The 19564-nt window shown below is 41.7% G+C and carries 16 protein-coding genes; 6 read left to right on the top strand and 10 right to left on the bottom strand.

Features of this window, described 5'->3' with window-relative positions:
- Positions 1-4: 4 nt before the first annotated feature.
- The 5 genes from argH to MKY34_RS09605 form a co-directional block, all read right to left on the bottom strand.
- Positions 5-1333, bottom strand: a complete 1329-nt coding sequence (gene argH / locus MKY34_RS09625; RefSeq protein ID WP_342514946.1) for an argininosuccinate lyase — start codon at positions 1331-1333, stop codon at positions 5-7.
- A complete protein-coding gene (locus MKY34_RS09620; protein ID WP_342514945.1) occupies positions 1334-2848 on the bottom strand; it encodes a Na+/H+ antiporter NhaC family protein in 1515 nt (504 codons plus the stop codon).
- Between the two features lie 289 nt (positions 2849-3137).
- On the bottom strand, positions 3138-4232 hold the full coding sequence (locus tag MKY34_RS09615; RefSeq protein WP_342514944.1) for a Ger(x)C family spore germination protein: 1095 nt from the start codon (positions 4230-4232) through the stop codon (positions 3138-3140).
- The gene (locus MKY34_RS09610; protein ID WP_342514943.1) at positions 4229-5311 is read right to left on the bottom strand and encodes a GerAB/ArcD/ProY family transporter; all 1083 of its coding nucleotides are present in this window, start codon (positions 5309-5311) and stop codon (positions 4229-4231) included. Before MKY34_RS09610 ends, MKY34_RS09615 begins: the two co-directional genes overlap by 4 nt.
- Positions 5311-6747 carry a spore germination protein gene (locus MKY34_RS09605; protein ID WP_342514942.1) on the bottom strand — a complete coding sequence of 479 codons (1437 nt, stop codon included), beginning with the start codon at positions 6745-6747 and terminating at the stop codon, positions 5311-5313. The genes MKY34_RS09610 and MKY34_RS09605 overlap by 1 nt, the downstream gene beginning before the upstream one ends.
- 144 nt (positions 6748-6891) lie before the next feature.
- Here MKY34_RS09605 and MKY34_RS09600 point away from each other — a divergent pair, with 144 nt between their 5' ends.
- The 4 genes from MKY34_RS09600 (at position 6892) to MKY34_RS09585 (ending at position 11076) form a co-directional block, all read left to right on the top strand.
- On the top strand, positions 6892-7794 hold the full coding sequence (locus MKY34_RS09600) for a DoxX-like family protein (protein WP_342514941.1): 903 nt from the start codon (positions 6892-6894) through the stop codon (positions 7792-7794).
- Between the two features lie 8 nt (positions 7795-7802).
- A complete protein-coding gene (locus MKY34_RS09595; RefSeq protein WP_342514940.1) occupies positions 7803-8417 on the top strand; it encodes a DUF4166 domain-containing protein in 615 nt (204 codons plus the stop codon).
- Positions 8404-9999, top strand: a complete 1596-nt coding sequence (locus MKY34_RS09590; protein WP_342514939.1) for a YndJ family protein — start codon at positions 8404-8406, stop codon at positions 9997-9999. The genes MKY34_RS09595 and MKY34_RS09590 overlap by 14 nt, the downstream gene beginning before the upstream one ends.
- A 171-nt stretch (positions 10000-10170) precedes the next feature.
- Positions 10171-11076 (top strand): cation diffusion facilitator family transporter, encoded by a 906-nt coding sequence (locus MKY34_RS09585; RefSeq protein ID WP_342514938.1) that lies wholly within the window; start codon positions 10171-10173, stop codon positions 11074-11076.
- 113 nt (positions 11077-11189) lie between these two features.
- Here the strand turns inward: MKY34_RS09585 and ytaF are convergent, their stop codons facing one another.
- Positions 11190-11930 carry a sporulation membrane protein YtaF gene (gene ytaF / locus MKY34_RS09580; RefSeq protein WP_342514937.1) on the bottom strand — a complete coding sequence of 247 codons (741 nt, stop codon included), beginning with the start codon at positions 11928-11930 and terminating at the stop codon, positions 11190-11192.
- A gap of 65 nt (positions 11931-11995) precedes the next feature.
- On the opposite strand from ytaF, the gene MKY34_RS09575 reads away from it, so the two are divergent.
- Entirely contained in the window at positions 11996-12577 is a 582-nt protein-coding gene (locus MKY34_RS09575) for a branched-chain amino acid aminotransferase (RefSeq protein WP_342514936.1), read from the top strand.
- Positions 12578-13519, top strand: a complete 942-nt coding sequence (locus tag MKY34_RS09570) for an RNA methyltransferase (RefSeq protein ID WP_342514935.1) — start codon at positions 12578-12580, stop codon at positions 13517-13519.
- 285 nt (positions 13520-13804) lie between these two features.
- Here MKY34_RS09570 and MKY34_RS09565 read toward each other — a convergent pair whose 3' ends face one another.
- From MKY34_RS09565 to MKY34_RS09550, 4 genes are all read right to left on the bottom strand, one after another.
- Positions 13805-15526 (bottom strand): methyl-accepting chemotaxis protein, encoded by a 1722-nt coding sequence (locus tag MKY34_RS09565; RefSeq protein ID WP_342514934.1) that lies wholly within the window; start codon positions 15524-15526, stop codon positions 13805-13807.
- Positions 15527-15828: 302 nt separating this feature from the next.
- The gene (locus tag MKY34_RS09560) at positions 15829-17208 is read right to left on the bottom strand and encodes a leucyl aminopeptidase family protein (protein WP_342514933.1); all 1380 of its coding nucleotides are present in this window, start codon (positions 17206-17208) and stop codon (positions 15829-15831) included.
- 71 nt (positions 17209-17279) lie between these two features.
- Complete coding sequence (locus MKY34_RS09555; protein ID WP_342514932.1) at positions 17280-17435, bottom strand: hypothetical protein; 156 nt, start codon at positions 17433-17435, stop codon at positions 17280-17282.
- Positions 17436-17472: 37 nt separating this feature from the next.
- The gene (locus MKY34_RS09550) at positions 17473-19170 is read right to left on the bottom strand and encodes a hypothetical protein (RefSeq protein WP_342514931.1); all 1698 of its coding nucleotides are present in this window, start codon (positions 19168-19170) and stop codon (positions 17473-17475) included.
- Positions 19171-19564 lie beyond the last annotated feature (394 nt).

Here is a 19564-nt window from a genome sequence, read left to right as displayed (position 1 = left end):
TATTTTACTTTCCGACTTGCTTCATCAATTCCTTGTTGCCTTTTGTAATGATGTTTTCATAATCAATGTATGCATAAATATCATCCGCAATATCCGCACTGAATTTCGCCAGCTCATCGATTGTCAGATCCTCAATCGCTTTTTTCTGCTCTTCACAATAAATAATCAGTTTCCCAACGATTTCATGCGCGTCACGGAAAGCCGTTCCTTTGCTCACTAAGTAATCCGCCACTTCAGTCGCATTCAGGAAGCCAGCTTTAATCGCCGCTTTCATATTATCCGCATTGACTTGCAATGTATCAATCATTTTAGACATAATCTCGATACAATCCAGCACTGTATCCAGCGCATCGAAAAACTGCTCTTTGTCTTCCTGCATATCTTTGTTGTATGTCAAAGGCAATCCTTTTAATGTTGTCAATAAAGAGAATAGTGAACCATAAACGCGGCCTGTTTTCCCACGAATCAGTTCTGCCGCATCCGGATTTTTCTTTTGCGGCATAATGCTGCTTCCTGTTGAATACGCATCTGCCATATTGATAAATTTAAATTCCTGGCTGCTCCACAAAATCAACTCTTCACTCAGACGGCTCAAGTGCATCATAACAATTGAGAAATCCGACATTAATTCAAGTAAATAATCACGATCACTGACACCATCGAGGAAATTATCCACCGGTTTCGCAAAACCTAATAGCGCAGTTGTAACTTCACGGTCAATATTATGTGTCGTTCCCGCAAGCGCCCCACATCCAAGTGGGTTTTCATCCAAAATTTCAAGCGCATTGCCAACACGCTTTTTGTCACGCTTGAACATCTGCGCATATGCACCAAGATGGTGGCTGAACGTCACCACTTGCGCGCGTTGCAAATGCGTATACCCTGGCATGATCACATTGTTCGCCACGGCTTTTTCATGCAATGAATCGATAAGCATTTGCAAGCTATCCATTACTTCTTTCGCTTTGTTTTTTGCATACAAACGCATATCAACTGCGACTTGGTCGTTTCGGCTACGTGCCGTGTGCAATTTCTTGCCCGTCTCACCAACACGCTCCGTCAAATGCATTTCCACGAATGAATGGATATCCTCATAATTGCCTTCCATTTTCAACGTACCTGATTCAATATCCACCAAAATCGATTGAAGTCCACCAACGAGTAACTCACCTTCTTCTGGTGTCAATAAATCGCAATGGACAAGCATCGTCACATGCGCCAAGCTCCCCGCAATATCTTCCTGATAGAGTCGATGGTCGACTGGCAACGACGTATTAAATTGCTCCATAATTTCATCTGCACGACTTGTAAAACGTCCGCCCCAAAGCTTCATTTATACTGCAACTCCCTTTTTCGTAGTTAGTTTTGATAGTACGATCACTGCTAAGACTAAAAGAATAATGGTCAATAGCAACGTCCATGCACTACCTGTAATACCCGCGACCACAAACCCAACAAACGCAATCAATGCATTAACAACAGCGTATGGGAATTGCGTTTTCACGTGATCGATATGATCGGCTCCCGCCCCCGTTGACGATAAAATCGTCGTATCTGAAATCGGTGATGAATGGTCTCCGAAAATACCGCCTGACAGAACCGCTCCAATACAAACTAGCAGATGTGCATCAAGTGCCACTGCCATTGGAATGGCAATCGGTAGCATAATCGCAAATGTTCCCCAAGAGGTTCCAGACGCAATCGACATGCCCGCCGCAACCAAGAACAAAATGGCTGGGATGATAAATGCAGGCACATTGCCTTGCATCGCTTCGACAATAAAATTCGCCGTCCCCATCTCATTAATAACTTTTCCTAATGACCACGCTAAAACGAGCGTCACTGCAACATAGACCATCTTCTGCATACCGGATGTATAAATCGAGAAAATCTCATCAAATTTCTTTATTTTATAAACCAACATCAAGATGATAATCGTAATAGCCGCGAATAAGTACGCTGTCGATAAAGCCACCCGGAAGTCATTACCAGGTACCGGCTCGAACGGGAAACCGAAAGAAATCAGCAACCCAAATAGTGTAATGAACAATACAAGTAACGGCAACAAAATCAAACTTGCGTTGCTGCCTTTTGTTAAATCATCATTTTCATCGGCCTTCCGTAACGGTGTCGATGTAGGCCAATAAAGAGCACCCGTTTGTTGAATTCGTCTTTCTGCCTTCGCCATTGGACCAAAATCTAATTTTGTAATCGCTACAAGCGGCACCATTGTCACCGCCAAAATCGCGTAGAACTGAAACGGAATGACTTGTACCAACGTATCAAATTCCGAAGTTTTAATGCCTAACAAATCAAACTCATTTTTTATGAGTCCCATAATATAGACACCCCATCCAATGAACGGCACTAAAACCGCCACTGGAGATGAAGTAGAGTCAATGATCCACGCAAGCTTTTCACGGGAAATTTTTGCTTTATCAAAAATCTTTTCGAATACAGGACCTACTATTAAAGGCGTACCTAAATCCGAGAAGAAGATGATAATACCGCCGAACCAAGCGGACAGTTGCGCTTTCGCACGCGTGTTGATGTATTTAGTTGCATTAATCGCAAGAGCTGCCCCGCCCCCGGATTTCTCCATCAGTGCAACAAACCCACCTATGAAAAATAGTAACACTAAGACAGCGGCATTATAGCCATCTGCTACTTGTGGAAATAAGTAATTCCCGATTGTCTCCATCGTCGCTTCCAAAGGACGACCACCAACTAAAATTAACACCCCAATGTATGTACCCGAAAATAGCGAAATGATAACATTTTTTGTTACGATTGCTAAAATAACTGCAAGAATTGGTGGTAGTAAGGATATAATCCCCATATGCTCCATAAAATCTTCACTTCCATTCACCAAAATGTATATTTATAAATTATATTTTATAGCTCCTCACATTGCAAGAACTATTAAATAATTATAAAACTATTTTCTTATTTATCCTGTAAACGTTTACATCTATATTATATGAAGTTACTTTCTATCTATATTATGGAAACATCGATCATTTCCAAAGTACAACAGACCTCTATTTTCTAAATGTATTATATTTTCCACGCTATTTTATTATTTTATCCTTATTTTTTTACCTAAAAAAGCGCAACAAATCATTGCGCTTTCCCCCCTACTTCAGTGTCCCCGTATTCAGTAAATTGAAATCGACAGTCACTTCATATTCTGCCGTCATCATAATTTGCTTAGTAAGTTCCTCCGTCCACTTGCCATCATAGTACATTCTAAAATATTCACTTAAACCAATCGGGTCAACTTCTAATTGTCGAAGCTTCTTCAGTAACTTCTCCACTTCCTTTTGCACTTCTTGACTAATAGCTTTCTCTAACTCCTTATACTCCTTGTCCTGCCCTAAATCTTTATCCCCTTTATATTCATATAAGGCTCCTTGTAAGCTCAAATAAATGGACAACTTTGGTGATTCCAGATTTTTATTACTCGTAATCTTCGCCTTATTTTTAATCAATTCAATATGCACTAGCTCTTTTTTTCCGCCCTCTTCTATCGTGAGGGCTAGCGGTGATAATTTGTCGAGTCCCTTCAATGCTTGGATGAGTGATGATTGTTTACTTGATATCGTGTCAATCATTTTACCGCTATCGAATAGCGCGATACTCACGATTTTAACCGAGTCCTTTTTCAACTCAAAATACGGCACTTGTGAATAAAACACTGGATTGGTCTCTGAATATTGAAAGTCGTGAATCGTTGTGAAAGGGCTAAATGACGTATGCAACTTAGGCTGTAACAAGTCATTCAAATAAGAATCCATATTCGGTTTATCGGTAAATTTTGCCCGCAGAACATCTTCCGCCTGTTCTTTCACAATTGCCAGACGAACATTATTCCCTACCGTTGAGTTTCTGTAAAAATGCTCGACCACCTCTGCCATTCTCCCAGTCCTGGCAAAATCCTCACTAAATAAAATCGTACGTAGCTGATTTAACAGGATCATTTTATCAGACTCCGTGGAAATTTCGACAAGCCCCTCTTGAATCAGCTTTACATCGGCCGAATAAGTTTGCGTATTCTCTTTCGATCCAGTTGATGGATGTGGCAATGATACAGTCATGCGCATCTCTTCATCATTTATGACATCAAAAGCCATACTACTTGCCATCGCCAAATCCTCTACAGACGTCCGCTGCCCCGGCTGCGAACAACCTGCTAACACCGAGAGACAAATAATGAATAAAAAGCGTCTCATTTTACACCTTCTTTGTTAGGCTTTACTGCATGCAAGGCACATAGCAAAATAGGCCAAACCATAAATGCATAATTAACATGAAATACATGTTCATACAGCATTTTTTGCACTTCTTTTGGGAACGGGATAATGATGAAGAGAAATATAACGACAGCAATAATCGATAAATGCTGCTTGTTTTCAGCTCCACGAATGGCATCGACGCCCCGTTTTGCTACCCATAAATACGCAGCTGCCGTCGTTAAAATAAAAAACATCCAAAGCGATATGGCCAATACGTCAACCCGCTCAAGAAAAGATAGTTTAACCGCGTTGAATAAATACAAAATCGGATAAAGTACATTTTCCAATTGCCAGATGGAAAAATACATCACACTCGCAAGAACCGTTATAAGGTAAAGCACAGCACAAATCCAAATGCCTAATGACGCTTGTTTAAAGACATGTTGTGGTTGGCGAATATAGGAATAGTAAAACAAAATGAGTTCAAACCCTGCCATCGAAATAAAGCCTTTTTTAGTCGCCGTCACTAACTCTTCAAACGAAAAATTGAGCAACGGCAGCAAATGACGAATATCTCCATCGACCATTCCCCATTTCAAAAAATACATCATCCATGTCACAAGAAAAAAACTCATCATGCAAAAGCGTGCAATGGACTTGATGCCTCCACTGACAATATAGACAAGCAACAGCATGAAAAGGACAACTGGCCAAGTCGTCGTTCGATCAGGCAAGGCAACAACTTGAATCAAATCTAAATAATTTTCACAAACTGCCGCGATTAAAATCACTATATAAAGCATAAGAAGCCCATTAATCCCTTTCCCAACCCACTTCCCAAACAGCTTCTCATGAACCTCGAATAAGTTGTCGTCTGGATAACGTGACATTAGCCAAATCATCGGTACCAATAACAGATTTGCGATAAGTGCGAACAACAACGGTAGCCACCACTGGCTATAGCCAACCGAGCTTAACAAATTGGGCAATGTAATTAACGTACTGCCAATCATCACATTCTGCACAAGAAACACAACATGATAGCCATTCAATATTTTTGTTTTAGTAGGCTTCATCATTTTCCTTCCTTTTTATCCGTTACTGCCCTTGAAACTCCTTTTTTATACTTTTGAAAAGGAGTTGGTAGTCGAATAACACTATCTACAAAGTCTGACCATTTCCGGGGCAGCACAGGGGCCATATAGTCTTCGCCCAAAGACTTTAAACTAAGTAAATGATGCATAAGCCATGCAAATGCGATCATTTGTCCATAAAGTCCAAATAAGCCTGCCGAAATGATAAATAAATAACGAATGACACGACTTGAATTACTCATCGTAAAACTTGGGGGTAAAAAGGATAACAGCGCTGAAATGGCCACTAATACAATCAGTGTATTGCTGACAAGTCCGGCCTCTACAGCCGCTGTTCCAATGACAATCCCTCCAACAATACCAATCGTTTGCCCAATCTTGGTCGGCATGCGCGTTCCAGCTTCCCGCAACACTTCAATAACTAATTCCATAAACAGCACTTCAATCACGGGAGGAAAAGGCACCCGACTGCGTGATTCTTGTAAATTAATGAGCACTTCAAACGGCAACATTTCCGGATGAAAAGACAACGCTGAAATATAAAAAGGAGTCAGCATAATCGTCAAAAAGAATCCAAAAAAACGCAGACAACGCAATAATGTAGCCGTCGTCCAACGATTAAAGTCATCCTCAGGTGACTGAAAAAACTCGAAAAATGTACTCGGACAAATTAAGACACCTGGGCTATTATCCATCATAATAATGATACGCCCATCTAACAGATAACCGATTGTGGAATCTGGTCGCTCCGTCATATGATACTGTGTAAATGGCGAAAAGCGATGCTCTTCCATCAACTGACTAACAGTCGTAATATCCGCAAATCCAGGCCACGTCAATGTATCCAACTTTGTACAAACACGATTCAAGTGTTCGGGATTCACAATAGAATCGATATAAAGAATCGACACATTTGTGTGTGTCTCTGTTCCAATCACATAGTTTTTACTTTTCAAATTCGAATTTTTAATGCGCCTTTTTACGAGTGATAAGTTGGTCTGCAAGGATTCCGTAAATGCATCACGCGGGCCACTGACCGTCGACTCTGTATCAGATTGCGTAATTGCACTCGCTGGCGGACTATATGTATAGACTTTGAAATAACGCGCTTTTTCATGTACATAGAGCAGCGTGTTGCCTTCTATAATGCAAGCTAGCAAGTTAGTATCCGTCGCCGGCTTGATTACTTCAGCGGTTTGCGAGACATCTTCCTTCCTATTAAATAATGGAGTAGCTACCATTTCTTTAAATCTAAGATGATCCACAAGCGAACTAATATAGATAACAGTTACCATTCCATGAGGTGTAATCATTTCTTTTCGAACAACATCGGACACCTCTTCTAGCTGCCTGAATACTGCTTCAATAAGGACATTTTTAGAGTTATTTTCTTGCTGACCATCTTCCAAAAAACTCATCTCGTCACCTACGATTTCCTGTATACTGTTGGTATTAATCTTTCCCAAATCATGGGGGATTATACAAACAGGATTCCGCCAACGAAAAGCCTTCAAAGAAACAATTCCCAACATTTTTCGTTCTATAACTTTGAGGTGAATTCAATGAAACGTCAGCCAATTTATGTAGAAGTACCCATTTATACAGACATCGATGCCATCTGGGATGCATCGCAACAACCAGACAGACACGAGCAATGGGATCTCCGATTCTCTTCCATTACGTATTTGCCGAAAAAAGAAGGAGAGCCCCAAGCCTTCGTCTATTCACGGACAGTCGGCCCTTTCCTGCAAGTAGAAGGTTGGGGGGAAAGCGTCGGTTCGTTCCATAAAGAAGATGGCACACGCTCGTCTTCCCTTCATTTCGGAACGGAGCAATGGATTTCTCCCATTCGAGAAGGTCGAGGTTATTGGAAATATGAACCACAGGAAGATCATGTGAAGTTTTTAACGCAATATGATTACGAGGTCAATTTCGGAAAAGCCGGTGAAATAGCTGATAGAGCTATTTTCCGCCCACTCATCGGCTGGGCAACCGCACTCAGTTTTGATGTTTTAAAACGCTGGCTGGAACAAGGGGAAGCTCCACGTTCCCAATACATGCGCTTTTTCTCTACTTATTTAATGACGCTATTATTTGCCTTCATATGGCTTTATCAAGGCCTCATACCTAAAATCATTGGCATGCATCCCGAAGAACGCGCAATGATAGGCAGCGCCTTACCCATATCAGAAAATGGCATCACCACAGCAGTACTAATAATTGGGATTGCGGAAGTGTTATTCGGGCTGGTTTGGCTGGTTTATCGCAATAAACGGCAGTTATTCATTTTACAGCTTATGGTCTTCCCACTGCTGACAATTGCGACAATCGTTGCAGATCCAGCTACAACTATCCATCCCTTCAATCCGGTGACTTTCAATTTCCCACTCATTGTGCTATCGATTATTGGCGTGTGGATGAGTAAAGATATCCCTTCAGCGACAAGCTGCAAACGGAAAAGGTAGGTGTCTGCATGTCGATTTATAAACAAGTAATGGGCAACGATTTCAATCGGCTACACCCGCTGCTCCAACAACGATACAATTTACCCGAAGGCACCGTTTTTAAAGCGTCAGGCATAATGAAAGAAATTCAAGGTGGACCTAAATGGCTCTATCCATTTTTCCGAGCAGGCATTCGATGGAAATTGCTGTTCCCTGAACAAGGAAAGGACATTCCATTTACCATTCAAAACCGTGCATTTATCGGTGATACCGGCGACAGCCAAGTGCACTGGGAACGAATTTTTCACTTTGGTAAACAAAGACGCTATTTCAATGCACTTATGAATCTTGATATGGAACGTTTGGTCATTCAGGATTACCTTGGAGAACCACATCTCTTCTATTCCGATTTGGCTTTACACGTGACAGATGATGGAAGTTTAACGATTGAATCCTTAGGACAACGACTTGTGCTTGGCAAGATTGAAATTCCATTGCCACGCCTTTTTCAAGGACTTGCAACGGTTACGGAGCGATATGATGATGAGCTGGAACTTTATCATATCCATGTTAAGGTACGAAATCCTTTGATCGGCACAGTGTTTTCTTATGAAGGGACGTTTTCTGCCGATGACGATACGTAATTTTGCGCTAGTCCATGTTGTATTATTTGTAGTGGTGTCCTTGTTCACTACGGAGCCATGGCCATTCCTCTTATTAGCCGTTGCACAGCTTGTCTATATGCCTATTGCTTTGAGGCTTATCAGGATAAAGGATGATTGGCTTGCGAAACGGTATGGTTATTTTGCGATTCCCGCTTATACCTCGATTGCCTGGCTGCAAATCATGCCGACTTCGAAGTGGGATATACTATTTGCGGTCGTTTATTTATTGTTTACGTTTGTCATTGCGCTATACGGTTTGTCACGTTTTCTTGGCAGGGGTTTCACCAATCTAGAGGAGTTTTCAATTGATATCGGACTGATTTATGTAGCACTCGGCGGCGGTTGGTTCTTCGCCTACATTGCTGGCATTGATACGGGCTTTAGCCCGCTCATCACTTGGTTAACAACCATTCATTTTCATTATTCGGCATTATTACTGCCCATTTTTATCGGGTTATTGGGAAGACTCTATAAACCTGCGTCCTATCGCATTGTCTGCATAATTATGATTGTGTCACCAATGATTGTAGCGGTTGGCATTACATTTTCTAGGTGGATTGAGCTACTGTCAGTTATCATCTATATCGTCGGATTGAGTGGGTTAATCTTCATCGCCTGGCAAGCGCCTTTCACCATGGCGTTGCAAAGGTGGCTCATCCGGATATCCTTTAGTGCACTTGGTGTAACCATTATTTTTTCGTTGCTGTATGCACTTGGTAACGGTTTTGGTCTCACGTCTGTCGATATTGATTTTATGCTTCGTTTTCACGGGGTTCTGAATTGCGTCGTCTTTGCGTTGTTCGGGATTGTCGGATGGGCTTTATCCGTTCCGCCCTCCTCTTTCGCAACACCTATATTTCCTGTTAGTGCTATGCGTGGCAAATGGCATATCGGGGAACGCTTTTTGGATAATCAGGTGAACAGTCCTCACGCAGGACTTGTTGACGATATGGGGAGCTATTCAGACATCACCGCAGCCCCTCGCATTGTTGATTTTTATGAACATACATCGGATTATCGACTGTTCGCCACAGTAAAATGGCGCACATGGTTTAAACCACTCGCTTTTCTTTATCGTTTGGTGAGTCAACAGACACATCAAATTAATTTGCCACTGCACAATCGGCAAGTTGAAATGACGGGCGATGTACTCGCACTGCATGACGGAGTTGACGGCAGAGATCAGGTGAGAGCATGGTTACGTAAAATTGGAAAAGAGACAGCATTTGTCGCATTATATGCCCAACATAGGCACGCAGGAAGAACCTATATGAATATTGCGCTGCCACTGCCATTTGCTACAATGACTGGCATATTGGAACTGAATACGAAAGGCGATACTTTACAGCTAACAAGTAAAAAGCTTAGCTCTCTCCATTCCGATGCAGGCATTTATTTATCTTGGAAAGTGAACCACTTATTTAAACTGCCACTTGAGGAGCATTTCATCGTCCATGAACAAGCAGATGGGACATTGCGTGCCCAACATGAGATGTGGCTTTGCTCATTGCCATTTTTAACAATTAACTATGTCATCGTCCATAAAGAAAGAGCTTCCTGATACTTGCTATAGCGCAGTGCCAGTGTTATACTTGCAAAACGTCTTAAAAAAGCGAGTGATTTGTATGATTGTTGTGAACCAAACTTATACTTCTAAAAATCCCCAACCCTTGACAGGCACCTGTCAAGGGTTTTTGTTTCCCAGGGGAAAGATATTAAAGGGAGGTTGTTTATGATGAAAAAAGAAGTACATGAGAATGCCTCCATTATCGCGGTTTGGATTAGTCTCATCAGTAATATCCTCTTAACCATTCTTAAACTGGTTGTCGGTGTTGTTTTTAAAAGTCCCGTTCTACTGGCAGATGGTTTCCATAATGCCGGCGACGTCATTGCTACTGGCGCAGCATTGACTTCTATGCGTATTTCCAAACGGCCGGCTGATGAAGATCATCCATATGGGCACGGGAAAGCAGAAGTGATCAGTTCCGCCATCGTTGCGCTTATTTTAGGGTTAGCCGCGATTTATATTGGCTATGAAGCAGTTTCCGCACTGTTCGAGGAACCAGCAAAAGCAAGTCTACTAGCACTACTCACAGCTTTCATCTCACTCGTTTGGAAACAAGCCCTGTATGTCTATACCATTCGCCTCGGGAAACTAACGAATAGCAAGGGGCTTATCGCGACGGCCTATGACCATCTTGCGGATGTCTATGCTTCCCTTGCTGCTGTTTTAGGGATTGGGCTTGCACTCATCGGCGATTTATACGATATTCATTATCTGTCATACGGTGACCCCATTGCCGGTATCATCGTCTCCTTCTTAGTCCTCAAACTCGCTTACGACATTGGTAAGGAAGCGATGGATGTACTGATGGAGAAAAATATTAGCCAACAACGCTTGGATGAGTTCGCCACGCTAATCCTCTCGATTCCTGAAGTCAAACGTATCGATCGATTACGTGCCCGTGAGCATGGGCATTATATTCTCGTCGATTTGAGGATCGGTGTCCATGGAAAAATGACCATTCAAGAAGGACATGACGTGTCGCGGACGATTCGGGATACCATTATGGCACAACACGAAGACGTCGATGAAGTGTTGATTCATTTAAATCCTTGGTATGCAGACAATGAATGACATAAGCGATTTATGACCGATTGGAAAAAGGGGCATCTCAAAGCCGCTTTCGACTAATGAGATACCCCCTTTTCCTTCATTATGAATGACATATTTGTTATTCCGCCTTTCCATCATAAATTTAAAAACGTACTTATTGCGATGATAACAATAATGATCCCACTTAAAATCGTGCCAAATTGCCCCATCGAAAAGGTTCCAATCCGCACATCTGCTAGTTTCCTACCTGCCTTCACGCCCACCCATATACTCACAAAACTGCCGATTGCCGCTGTAATTGAAATCGCAAGCGGTGAAAGACCGAGTAAGCCAGCACCTAAACCATTTGCCAAGGCATTTGCTGATAATGCAATGCCTAAAAATATCGCTTCCAACCAACCAATATGCCCCGATTGATCGATATCTGCTACTTCCGGATTTTTTAAAATGCCACTGATAGTGGAGAGTTCCTTATCCTTCTTTGTACTCGGCTTCGCCAACAGAATGACCCGTATCCCAATAACCACTAACAAAAAAGCGCCAAAAATCACAGGGAGTATGCCAGGCAGAATCTTGGATATCAACATCCCGAAAGTGATTCCCCCCATACTCAATACGAAACAAACAACTGCGATTAAACAATTAGCTCCCACACCAATTTTTATCTTACGAATGCCATAAGAAATGCCTACGCCTAAGTTATCGATACTCGATGATACTGCAAAAGCCAAAATAATCAGCCATGTCATCATGCAACACCTCTTATTTTTCACATTATATTGCTTATAGTGACAAGTTGTGTGTGCACTTGATATGGGTCTGCGTATATATAATTCATAAAATGCGACACTCGGAAATGAACTGCCATCTACCATGATAAAATAACAGCCTAACCATGCAATATAAGCTATACTAGAGAAAGATAAAGGAGTTGGCTCGAATGTTAAAAAAACAGATGGAACAATATATCGCAAATAATATACGCGCGAACAGCATTGAGTTATTTGATATGGAAAAGGATTATGTGGAGAAACAGCAATTGCTTTCTCAAGGTGTCAGCGTCACGAACAAGACGCTTTATTTCCACGTCATCGAACGTTGTGATAAAGAGACGGAAGAATTGATACATGCGGAAAAACAAGAGTTTCTCTCTACAGCTGTTTCATATTTAAAAAAGCAACAAAATGAATTCATCTTTGCGGAATCATCGGCTTTGGAAGTCATTGGTGTCGATGCGATTGCGCTTGAATTTGATGATGTTTTTGAAACGTATACAGCATTATTCGGCTTAAAGTTACAGAAGAAATTTGGCCCTGCCATTAAAGCGTATCTAGATGCACATTTGCATGGTGAAGGCGTGAAATACAGTGTCATGTTTTCGGGTGAAGATGGCTTGTGGGACGTGAATTTTGCGTTGGACTTTGTAGAAGGTTTTAGCGAGGAGCAGTCATTTGAAGAAATCTATGCATTAATTTACCGCTTCGTTTTCGGTTTGAATGAAGCCATTGAGGATGAAAGTTAATTGAAAGCTACTGACTACATTTACACCTATGTACGGCATAAAGATGAGCATGATCTATGCCGCTTGGAGATGCGTTCGTTTTTCGGATTCGATGTGTCTGCCAATGTATTAATAAGTACGATTGGCATTGCGCCAAGTCGGAGTCCTTTTATGAAAGAACGATTGGATGTGTTCTATAAAGGAACAAGCTTGGAAGACATCGCGCAGCAAGTTGAACAGCTTACTTTAGGTACATCAACATTTCGAGTCATCTGTTTAAATACGGTTGATCTCGATACGACGAAAAAGATTGGCCATTCGAAACGACGGAAAATCGAACGTGAGATTGGTTTGAGAATTGATGGTGAACCTGATTTAGAGCAACCTGATAGAGTTTTCGGCGTTATGGTACTAGACGAAAAATGGTACTTCGGAGAATATGTTGAAAGCGAAGCTGTGTGGTTCCAACACCAGCAAAAACCACACATGTATTCGACAGCATTAAGCACGCGTGTCGCCCGAGCAGTCGCCAATATTGCAGTGCCTCATCCTGAAAGCGTTCGAGCGATCGATCCTTGCTGCGGCATTGGCACTGTATTAGTTGAAGCGTTATCGATGGGCATTGACATCGTCGGTCGGGACATTAACCCACTCGTCGTGCTAGGTTCTCGAAAAAACATCGCCCATTTCGGATTACAAGGCGATGTCACAATCGGCCCCATTGCAGAAGTTGCGAATGACTACGATGTGACGATTATTGATATGCCGTATAATTTATTCACCCATATTACAGAGGATGAGCAGCTGGACATTATTAAAGAAGCACGCCGCTTTACGAAGAAAGCCATCATTGTGACGATTGATACAATCGACCACATGATTGAAGAGGCCGGCTTTACAATCGTCGATCGCTGTATCGCGAAAAAAGGGACATTTTCTAGACAAGTGCTTGTATGTGAATAATCAATTACACCTCGGCGTAATTGCGTCCGGATTTTTTTTCGAGTTTGCTCGAAAAACTCCCCTAAAAATCCGTGACATCCGCTGGAGGCTTTATCTGAATTCAGCCGGAGTTTGAACTTCCACTGAAAGAAAGGCTTCTTGCATTCATCCCGCGACTTATAGATGTGAGAGTCTTCAGCTGAATTCAGATAAATGCCCTTCTACACGATTTCTCAATGTGTAGAAGGGCATTCTTTGTCTAGATTGATCACTCGTTATCTAAAACATCTTCGCTCAAACTATTTGCTACACCTTAAATTTCCCAACGATATCTTGCAACTCACTCGCCATATGCGCGAGGGTTTCAGAGGCAGACGTAATTTCCTCGATACTTGCACTCTGCTGCTCGGCAGAAGCTGCGACATTGGCGCTTTGATCCACCGTTTTAATAGCCCCTTGCTCGGCTTGCCCAATTGTTTGAAGAAGCTCTGCACTACTCTCATTAATATCTTGTATAGCCACGTTAATGCTTTGCACTTGACTCGTAACATTACCGATATCCGAGATAATCACCGACAATGATTGACTCGCCGAATCGACAAGCGTTCTTCCCTGATCAATCTCTTTTTCCTCTTCTTGTACCGCTGTCACCGTTAGGTTTATTTTAGTTTGAATGTCTGTAATGAGCTGATTGACCTGACTCGTTGCATGATTGGACTGCTCAGACAACTGCCGCACTTCATTGGCAACAACGGCAAAGCCTAGTCCATGCTCCCCAGCTCGCGCCGCTTCAATTGCAGCATTTAACGCCAGTAAATTCGTTTGGTTAGAGATATTCTCGATTAACGAAATGATTTTCCCCACTTCAAGCGATGTTTCGCCTAATGATAAAATAATTTTCGACGTCTCGTTGCTCGAACTTTGGATTAGATGCATCTGGTCTTTTGCCCGACTTAACACACCAAATCCTGTACTTGCATTGTTCTCCGTAGCCGTTGCTGTCTCCGATAAATCGACCACACTACTTGTAATCGAGTCGATACTATTATTCATTTCCTGTACAATTCCTTTTGCCACACGTGTACCTTGCAAAGAATCTACATTTTCTTCCGAAATCACTTGAATCGAAACCGCGACCTCTTCACTTGCCGCACTCGATTCTTCAGAACTAGCACTCAATTGCTCAGCTGTTGCCGCTACTTGTTCCGCATTAACTTGGATATTAGTAACAATTCCCCTTAAATTACGCAACATCGTATTAAAGCTATTCGCCAAATCACCAAGCTCATCTTTGCGCTTATTCGCCATTTCATCGACAGCTAAATTCCCTTCAGAAAGTTCCATCATCTCATCTCGAACGTTGATAATCGGTTGCGCCATACGAGATACGAAGATATACACAAGCGGGATACCTATTGCCGCAATAATGGCAATCGTGATGGCCAGCGATGTAAGTAATTCATTTGCCGGCTGGTTAAAATCCTTATAATAAGCACTGCCACTCAGCACCCAGCCCCACTCTTCATCTTTGACTGAAAAAGCGATTTTGTCATCGCCCTCCCAAATATATTGCGTGTATCCCCCACCTTGACTGGCTTTTTCAATAAAATCTTGAATATAAGAAACGCCGTTGTGATCCTTTTCCTGATAAAGATTGTCCCCTTCCGATGTTGGATGTCCAAGCAAATTACCATCTGCATCTAAAATGGTAATATAGCCATCCGCACCGAAAGTAAATGCCGAAGTGAGCGGTCGTTTTCCATCAGCCCCCAACGTCCCAACTAACTGCGTTTTCGCCATCTCTTGGGCTGTTTCTACTGAAAGGTCTCCCTCTGCTACTTGTTGCTGAAGATGCGCAATTGTTGAAAGTGCAATAAGAACCTTATCTTGTATTCCCTCTTCTCCGATGACGTTTAAATAATTACTTGCTTGTTTGTATTCAAATAATCCTATAAATAAGCTCGGGATCAAAAACATCAATGCCGTCAGCGTAAGCATTTTTGTTTTAATTGATTGTAATTTAAACATCTCATCACTGCCTTTCAAATTAGTTCTTTTGTCTGACGATACCCTTATTTAATTAGAGCAAAACTGTGTATTTTTTAGTAATTTCATAGATTTGAAATTACTTCATTCCGCAATACTCCATTGTACTATAAGATTTAGAAAATAATAGCGGTAATTTATGGGTTAGAAAAACCACTAAAAATACCACACCCCAGTGGGATGTGGCAACTTCAATAACTATCTTTATACAAATACGCAAGGCGCTCTAGTGAATAAAAAAAACAACCAAAGTGCTTAGTCATTTTCCCTAAGCACTTTGGTTGTTATTGTGAAATATGTGTCGTGAAATCCGCCAATAAACGCGCGCCATACCCTGTTGCAGATTTTGCATAATAACCCGTTGCCTGACTTTTACTCATCATCCCCGCCATATCGATATGCAACCACTTACTGTCTTTTGGCACAAAGCGACGGAGGAACAGCGCTGCTGTGATTGAACCCGCACTTGTTAATGAACTCATATTGTTCATATCCGCATAGTCACTAGCTAACGTCTTGTCGTACGCTTCGACCAATGGCATCGGCCAAACAAAATCTCCGTTTTCATCGCCAATTTTTTTCATCTCACTCGAAAGTGCTTCATCTCCAAAGACACCCGCAAGTTCCGCACCTAACGCATTGGCAATGGCACCTGTTAATGTCGCAATGTCAACGATATATTCGGCCTTCCACTCACCAGCACGAATAAGCGCATCCGCTAAAATAAGTCGCCCTTCTGCATCTGTATTACCAACTTGCACCGTCAAGCCATTTTTGTATGTAATGACTTCACCAGGTAGTACAGATGTGCTATCCGGTATATTTTCCACGATTGGCATCAGTGCTACAACATTGACTTTTGCTTTCGATTTAGCCAGTAAAGTCAGCGCACCCGAAACTGCAGCCGCTCCGCCCATGTCCATGCGCATCTCGCTCAAATCTCTTCCACTCTTCAAGCTAATACCACCCGTATCGAACGTCACACCTTTTCCAACGAGTGCAACGAGTGGCTTTGATGCATCTCCTTGATAAGCAAGTTCTACAAATGAAGGTTGATAAACACTACCACGCCCAACTGTGAGAACACCATTCATCCCCATTTGTTCAAGCTTGTCTTTGTCCAGCACAGTCACTTCCACGCCTGTCCCTTCAAAGTTGTTCTTCAATACTTCTGGGAACGTTGCTGGATTTAAGACATTCGATAATTCATTCATCAAATCGCGGGAAAATGCTGTGGCTTCTGCACGGATTTTACCGGCTTCCACAAAAGCTTGCGCTTCATCTCCTTGAATGTGTAGCTCCGTTTGGATGGCCGTTACCTCGGATTTATACGTAACAAACTGATACGCTCCAAGTTGCCACCCTTCCACAAATGCCGTTACAACAGCGTCTTTATTCAACGTTGGAAATGCTGTGGTCAATATACCTTCTGCCACAATGGCTGTGTATACTTTTTGAGCACTCACATCACGGGCAATATTTCCCGCTATAGCGCGTACTTTTTCAAGTGTCGCTTCCTTGCACTCCTTCACAACAATATACTGTGTTTCGCCAATTAGTATAGAACAATGACCCGCTTGCTGCCTGTCCACAAATTGCTTAACCGCCAAATTATCCGAGATGATTGGATCGTTCACGAAAATAATGTTCACTTCAGTAGACATATACTTTCCCCCTAGACGTATTTATTTCGACTTTAGAAATAGTTTACCATAGAGAAACGCATTAGAGCGAATTATCTTTTATCTACAAGTAAAAGGCAAAACGTTGCAACCGGTCCTAATACTAATGAAAGAAGAAACCAATTAAAACCACTTCTGTTTTTGCCTTGCGCAAGCCCTGCGTTAATCAACGCAAGCGTCCCCCATCCTACGAAATAACTGTTATCCATTTACATCGCTTCTCCTTTCAATAATTGCATGTTTGCTTCATGTACTCACTTTTTCTCTTCGTCCAATCTCTTCCCACTCACGCTGTTCCGTAAAATGATCTGCTAACCCATTCGCTGTATCCGTTATACTTGCAGGGTAGCCGAGTATTTCAAGAAGTTTGATGGCATTTTTCGTTGTAGAAGGACCTGGATGAACCGTATAATCAAAGTGGATTTCACCGTTGGCAATTGATTCTCTGAAATGATAATTTGTATAATGATGTCTTGACATCTCAGTCAGTTCGATATCATGAGAAGCAATGACACTGATGCCATTATGGACAGATAGCCACTCCATTAGCGCGGCTGATGCAGCGATTCGTTCAATTGTATTCGTACCTTTTAATATTTCATCCACAAAGGAGATACATGGTTTGCCTTCTTCAATTAACCGCGTAATCCGTTTGAGCGATTTGATTTCGGCAATGAAATAACTATCCCCATCTAACACATTGTCTTGGATAGCCATGGATGTCGCGACATAGCTCGGTTTCATCCGCCATTTTTTCGCTAATGCTGTGTTAATTGTCTGCGCCAAAATCGCATTAATTGCGACGGCTTTAATGTACGTCGACTTGCCAGATGCGTTAGAACCCGTAACCAATGTACTTTTGCCAAGCGTCGATGTATTTGTAACGGACTTATCAATCAGCGGATGGGCCATATTTTCAAATGCAATTTCTTCTTGCTCTGTAAAAGTTGGCGTGCAATATGTATCCAATGATTTCCGGTAAAATGCAACCGCAATCGCTGCATCAAGTTCGCCGATTCGCTCCCATATTTTACGGTATTGTTCTTTATGATTGGATACCGTTTTAATAATTTTATTATACGAAATAAAGTCCAATAAAAATATAATGCGTATGTATTCAAAAATCACATCAAAATCCCCAACTTTTTCTTTGCCAAACGAAAAAATATTTGTCCATAGCACAACTCTTTTGAGGGGCTGTACTGGTTCTTTCAACTCATTTGCATAAGTACTGAATTCGGGATGCTGAATAGCAGATAAGCTTTTGGCAGTTTGAATGACGGATGCAACATACGAAACCGCGAATAACTCATTTTCCAACACCGATTTGTTTCGATAGTACATAATGATATTGACTAAAAATGAACCGACAAGCATAACAATCCCAGATGTCAGGTTATAAAACATCAGAATAATTGACAAAATCGGCAGGATAGCAAGCAGCAAATAAACAAAAGGATGTTTAATTTTATCGCCTTGATTTTCATAAAAATATGATGATGAATTTGTATAATTTCGTTTTCCTAAACTGGAAAGGTTCAGAAGTAGTTTTTCTCTTATTTCTTGATTGTCGGCCAATAAGGTATAGAGCTCCTCATTATTTTGTACCTGTGTCAACGATGGATCGATATCTCTAAGCTGATTGAATAAATATTCCGCCCCGACAGTGGATTGTGTATAATTTAGTTTCTGGAAAACCTCTTGCATCGCTAAGTCATCCCAAGTCAACTGATCGATACCAGCATAATTTAATTGACTACGCTTTTTGTTCTCCCAATAAGAAGATACCGATTGGATATCCTCACTCACTGCGAAAAAGCGCCCCGTTTCCCATTCTTGTCGAAACCTTTTGAGCTTCTTTTTATTTCTTGTTAGGAAATGATACGCCATCCATATAATGATTACAGAAACGCCAATCACTAGTAACTTTCCTATTTTAATCACATCTCCTTTATAATGTATTATTATGTACTACGTTTCAAATATACGGAAGTTTCATATTTATCTTCATTCAGCAGAAAACGCCCACCTCAAAGGTGGCGAAATGAATGCGGTTTTGTTTCCTGTTCAGTGGATGTTCAAATATCGGCTGAACGATAGCGGTACGCAGACTAAGATCGCCACGTCCTGTGGCAACATCTGCATGACCAACATCCTGTTGGCCCAAGCCACCGGCGGATGTCATAGATTTTTTAGAGGAGCTTTTCGAGCGAGCTCGAAAAAAATCTGGACACAATTACGCCGAGGCGTAATTGATTCATGTTTTCATGCTACAATTTTTATAATCAACATCTATAGGAGATGAATCCATTGAAAAAACCATGGGATTACACAGGCA

The organism is Sporosarcina sp. FSL K6-1522, from assembly GCF_038622445.1.
Lineage (GTDB): Bacteria > Bacillota > Bacilli > Bacillales_A > Planococcaceae > Sporosarcina.
The sequence above is the reverse complement of the archived record's forward strand: the minus strand, read 5'-3'. Positions and strand labels throughout refer to the sequence as shown.

Bases quoted from the DNA above. Each gene is read 5' to 3' on its own strand.
- MKY34_RS09615 (WP_342514944.1), bottom strand. From the start codon at position 4,232: ATGAGACGCTTTTTATTCATTATTTGTCTCTCGGTGTTAGCAGGTTGT.
- MKY34_RS09600 (WP_342514941.1), top strand. From the start codon at position 6,892: ATGAAACGTCAGCCAATTTATGTAGAAGTACCCATTTATACAGACATC.
- MKY34_RS09555 (WP_342514932.1), bottom strand. From the start codon at position 17,435: ATGGATAACAGTTATTTCGTAGGATGGGGGACGCTTGCGTTGATTAAC.
- MKY34_RS09565 (WP_342514934.1), bottom strand. From the start codon at position 15,526: ATGTTTAAATTACAATCAATTAAAACAAAAATGCTTACGCTGACGGCA.
- MKY34_RS09610 (WP_342514943.1), bottom strand. From the start codon at position 5,311: ATGAAGCCTACTAAAACAAAAATATTGAATGGCTATCATGTTGTGTTT.
- argH (WP_342514946.1), bottom strand. From the start codon at position 1,333: ATGAAGCTTTGGGGCGGACGTTTTACAAGTCGTGCAGATGAAATTATG.
- MKY34_RS09590 (WP_342514939.1), top strand. From the start codon at position 8,404: ATGACGATACGTAATTTTGCGCTAGTCCATGTTGTATTATTTGTAGTG.
- MKY34_RS09575 (WP_342514936.1), top strand. From the start codon at position 11,996: ATGTTAAAAAAACAGATGGAACAATATATCGCAAATAATATACGCGCG.
- MKY34_RS09595 (WP_342514940.1), top strand. From the start codon at position 7,803: ATGTCGATTTATAAACAAGTAATGGGCAACGATTTCAATCGGCTACAC.
- MKY34_RS09620 (WP_342514945.1), bottom strand. From the start codon at position 2,848: ATGGAGCATATGGGGATTATATCCTTACTACCACCAATTCTTGCAGTT.
- MKY34_RS09585 (WP_342514938.1), top strand. From the start codon at position 10,171: ATGATGAAAAAAGAAGTACATGAGAATGCCTCCATTATCGCGGTTTGG.
- MKY34_RS09605 (WP_342514942.1), bottom strand. From the start codon at position 6,747: ATGAGTTTTTTGGAAGATGGTCAGCAAGAAAATAACTCTAAAAATGTC.
- ytaF (WP_342514937.1), bottom strand. From the start codon at position 11,930: ATGGTAGATGGCAGTTCATTTCCGAGTGTCGCATTTTATGAATTATAT.
- MKY34_RS09560 (WP_342514933.1), bottom strand. From the start codon at position 17,208: ATGTCTACTGAAGTGAACATTATTTTCGTGAACGATCCAATCATCTCG.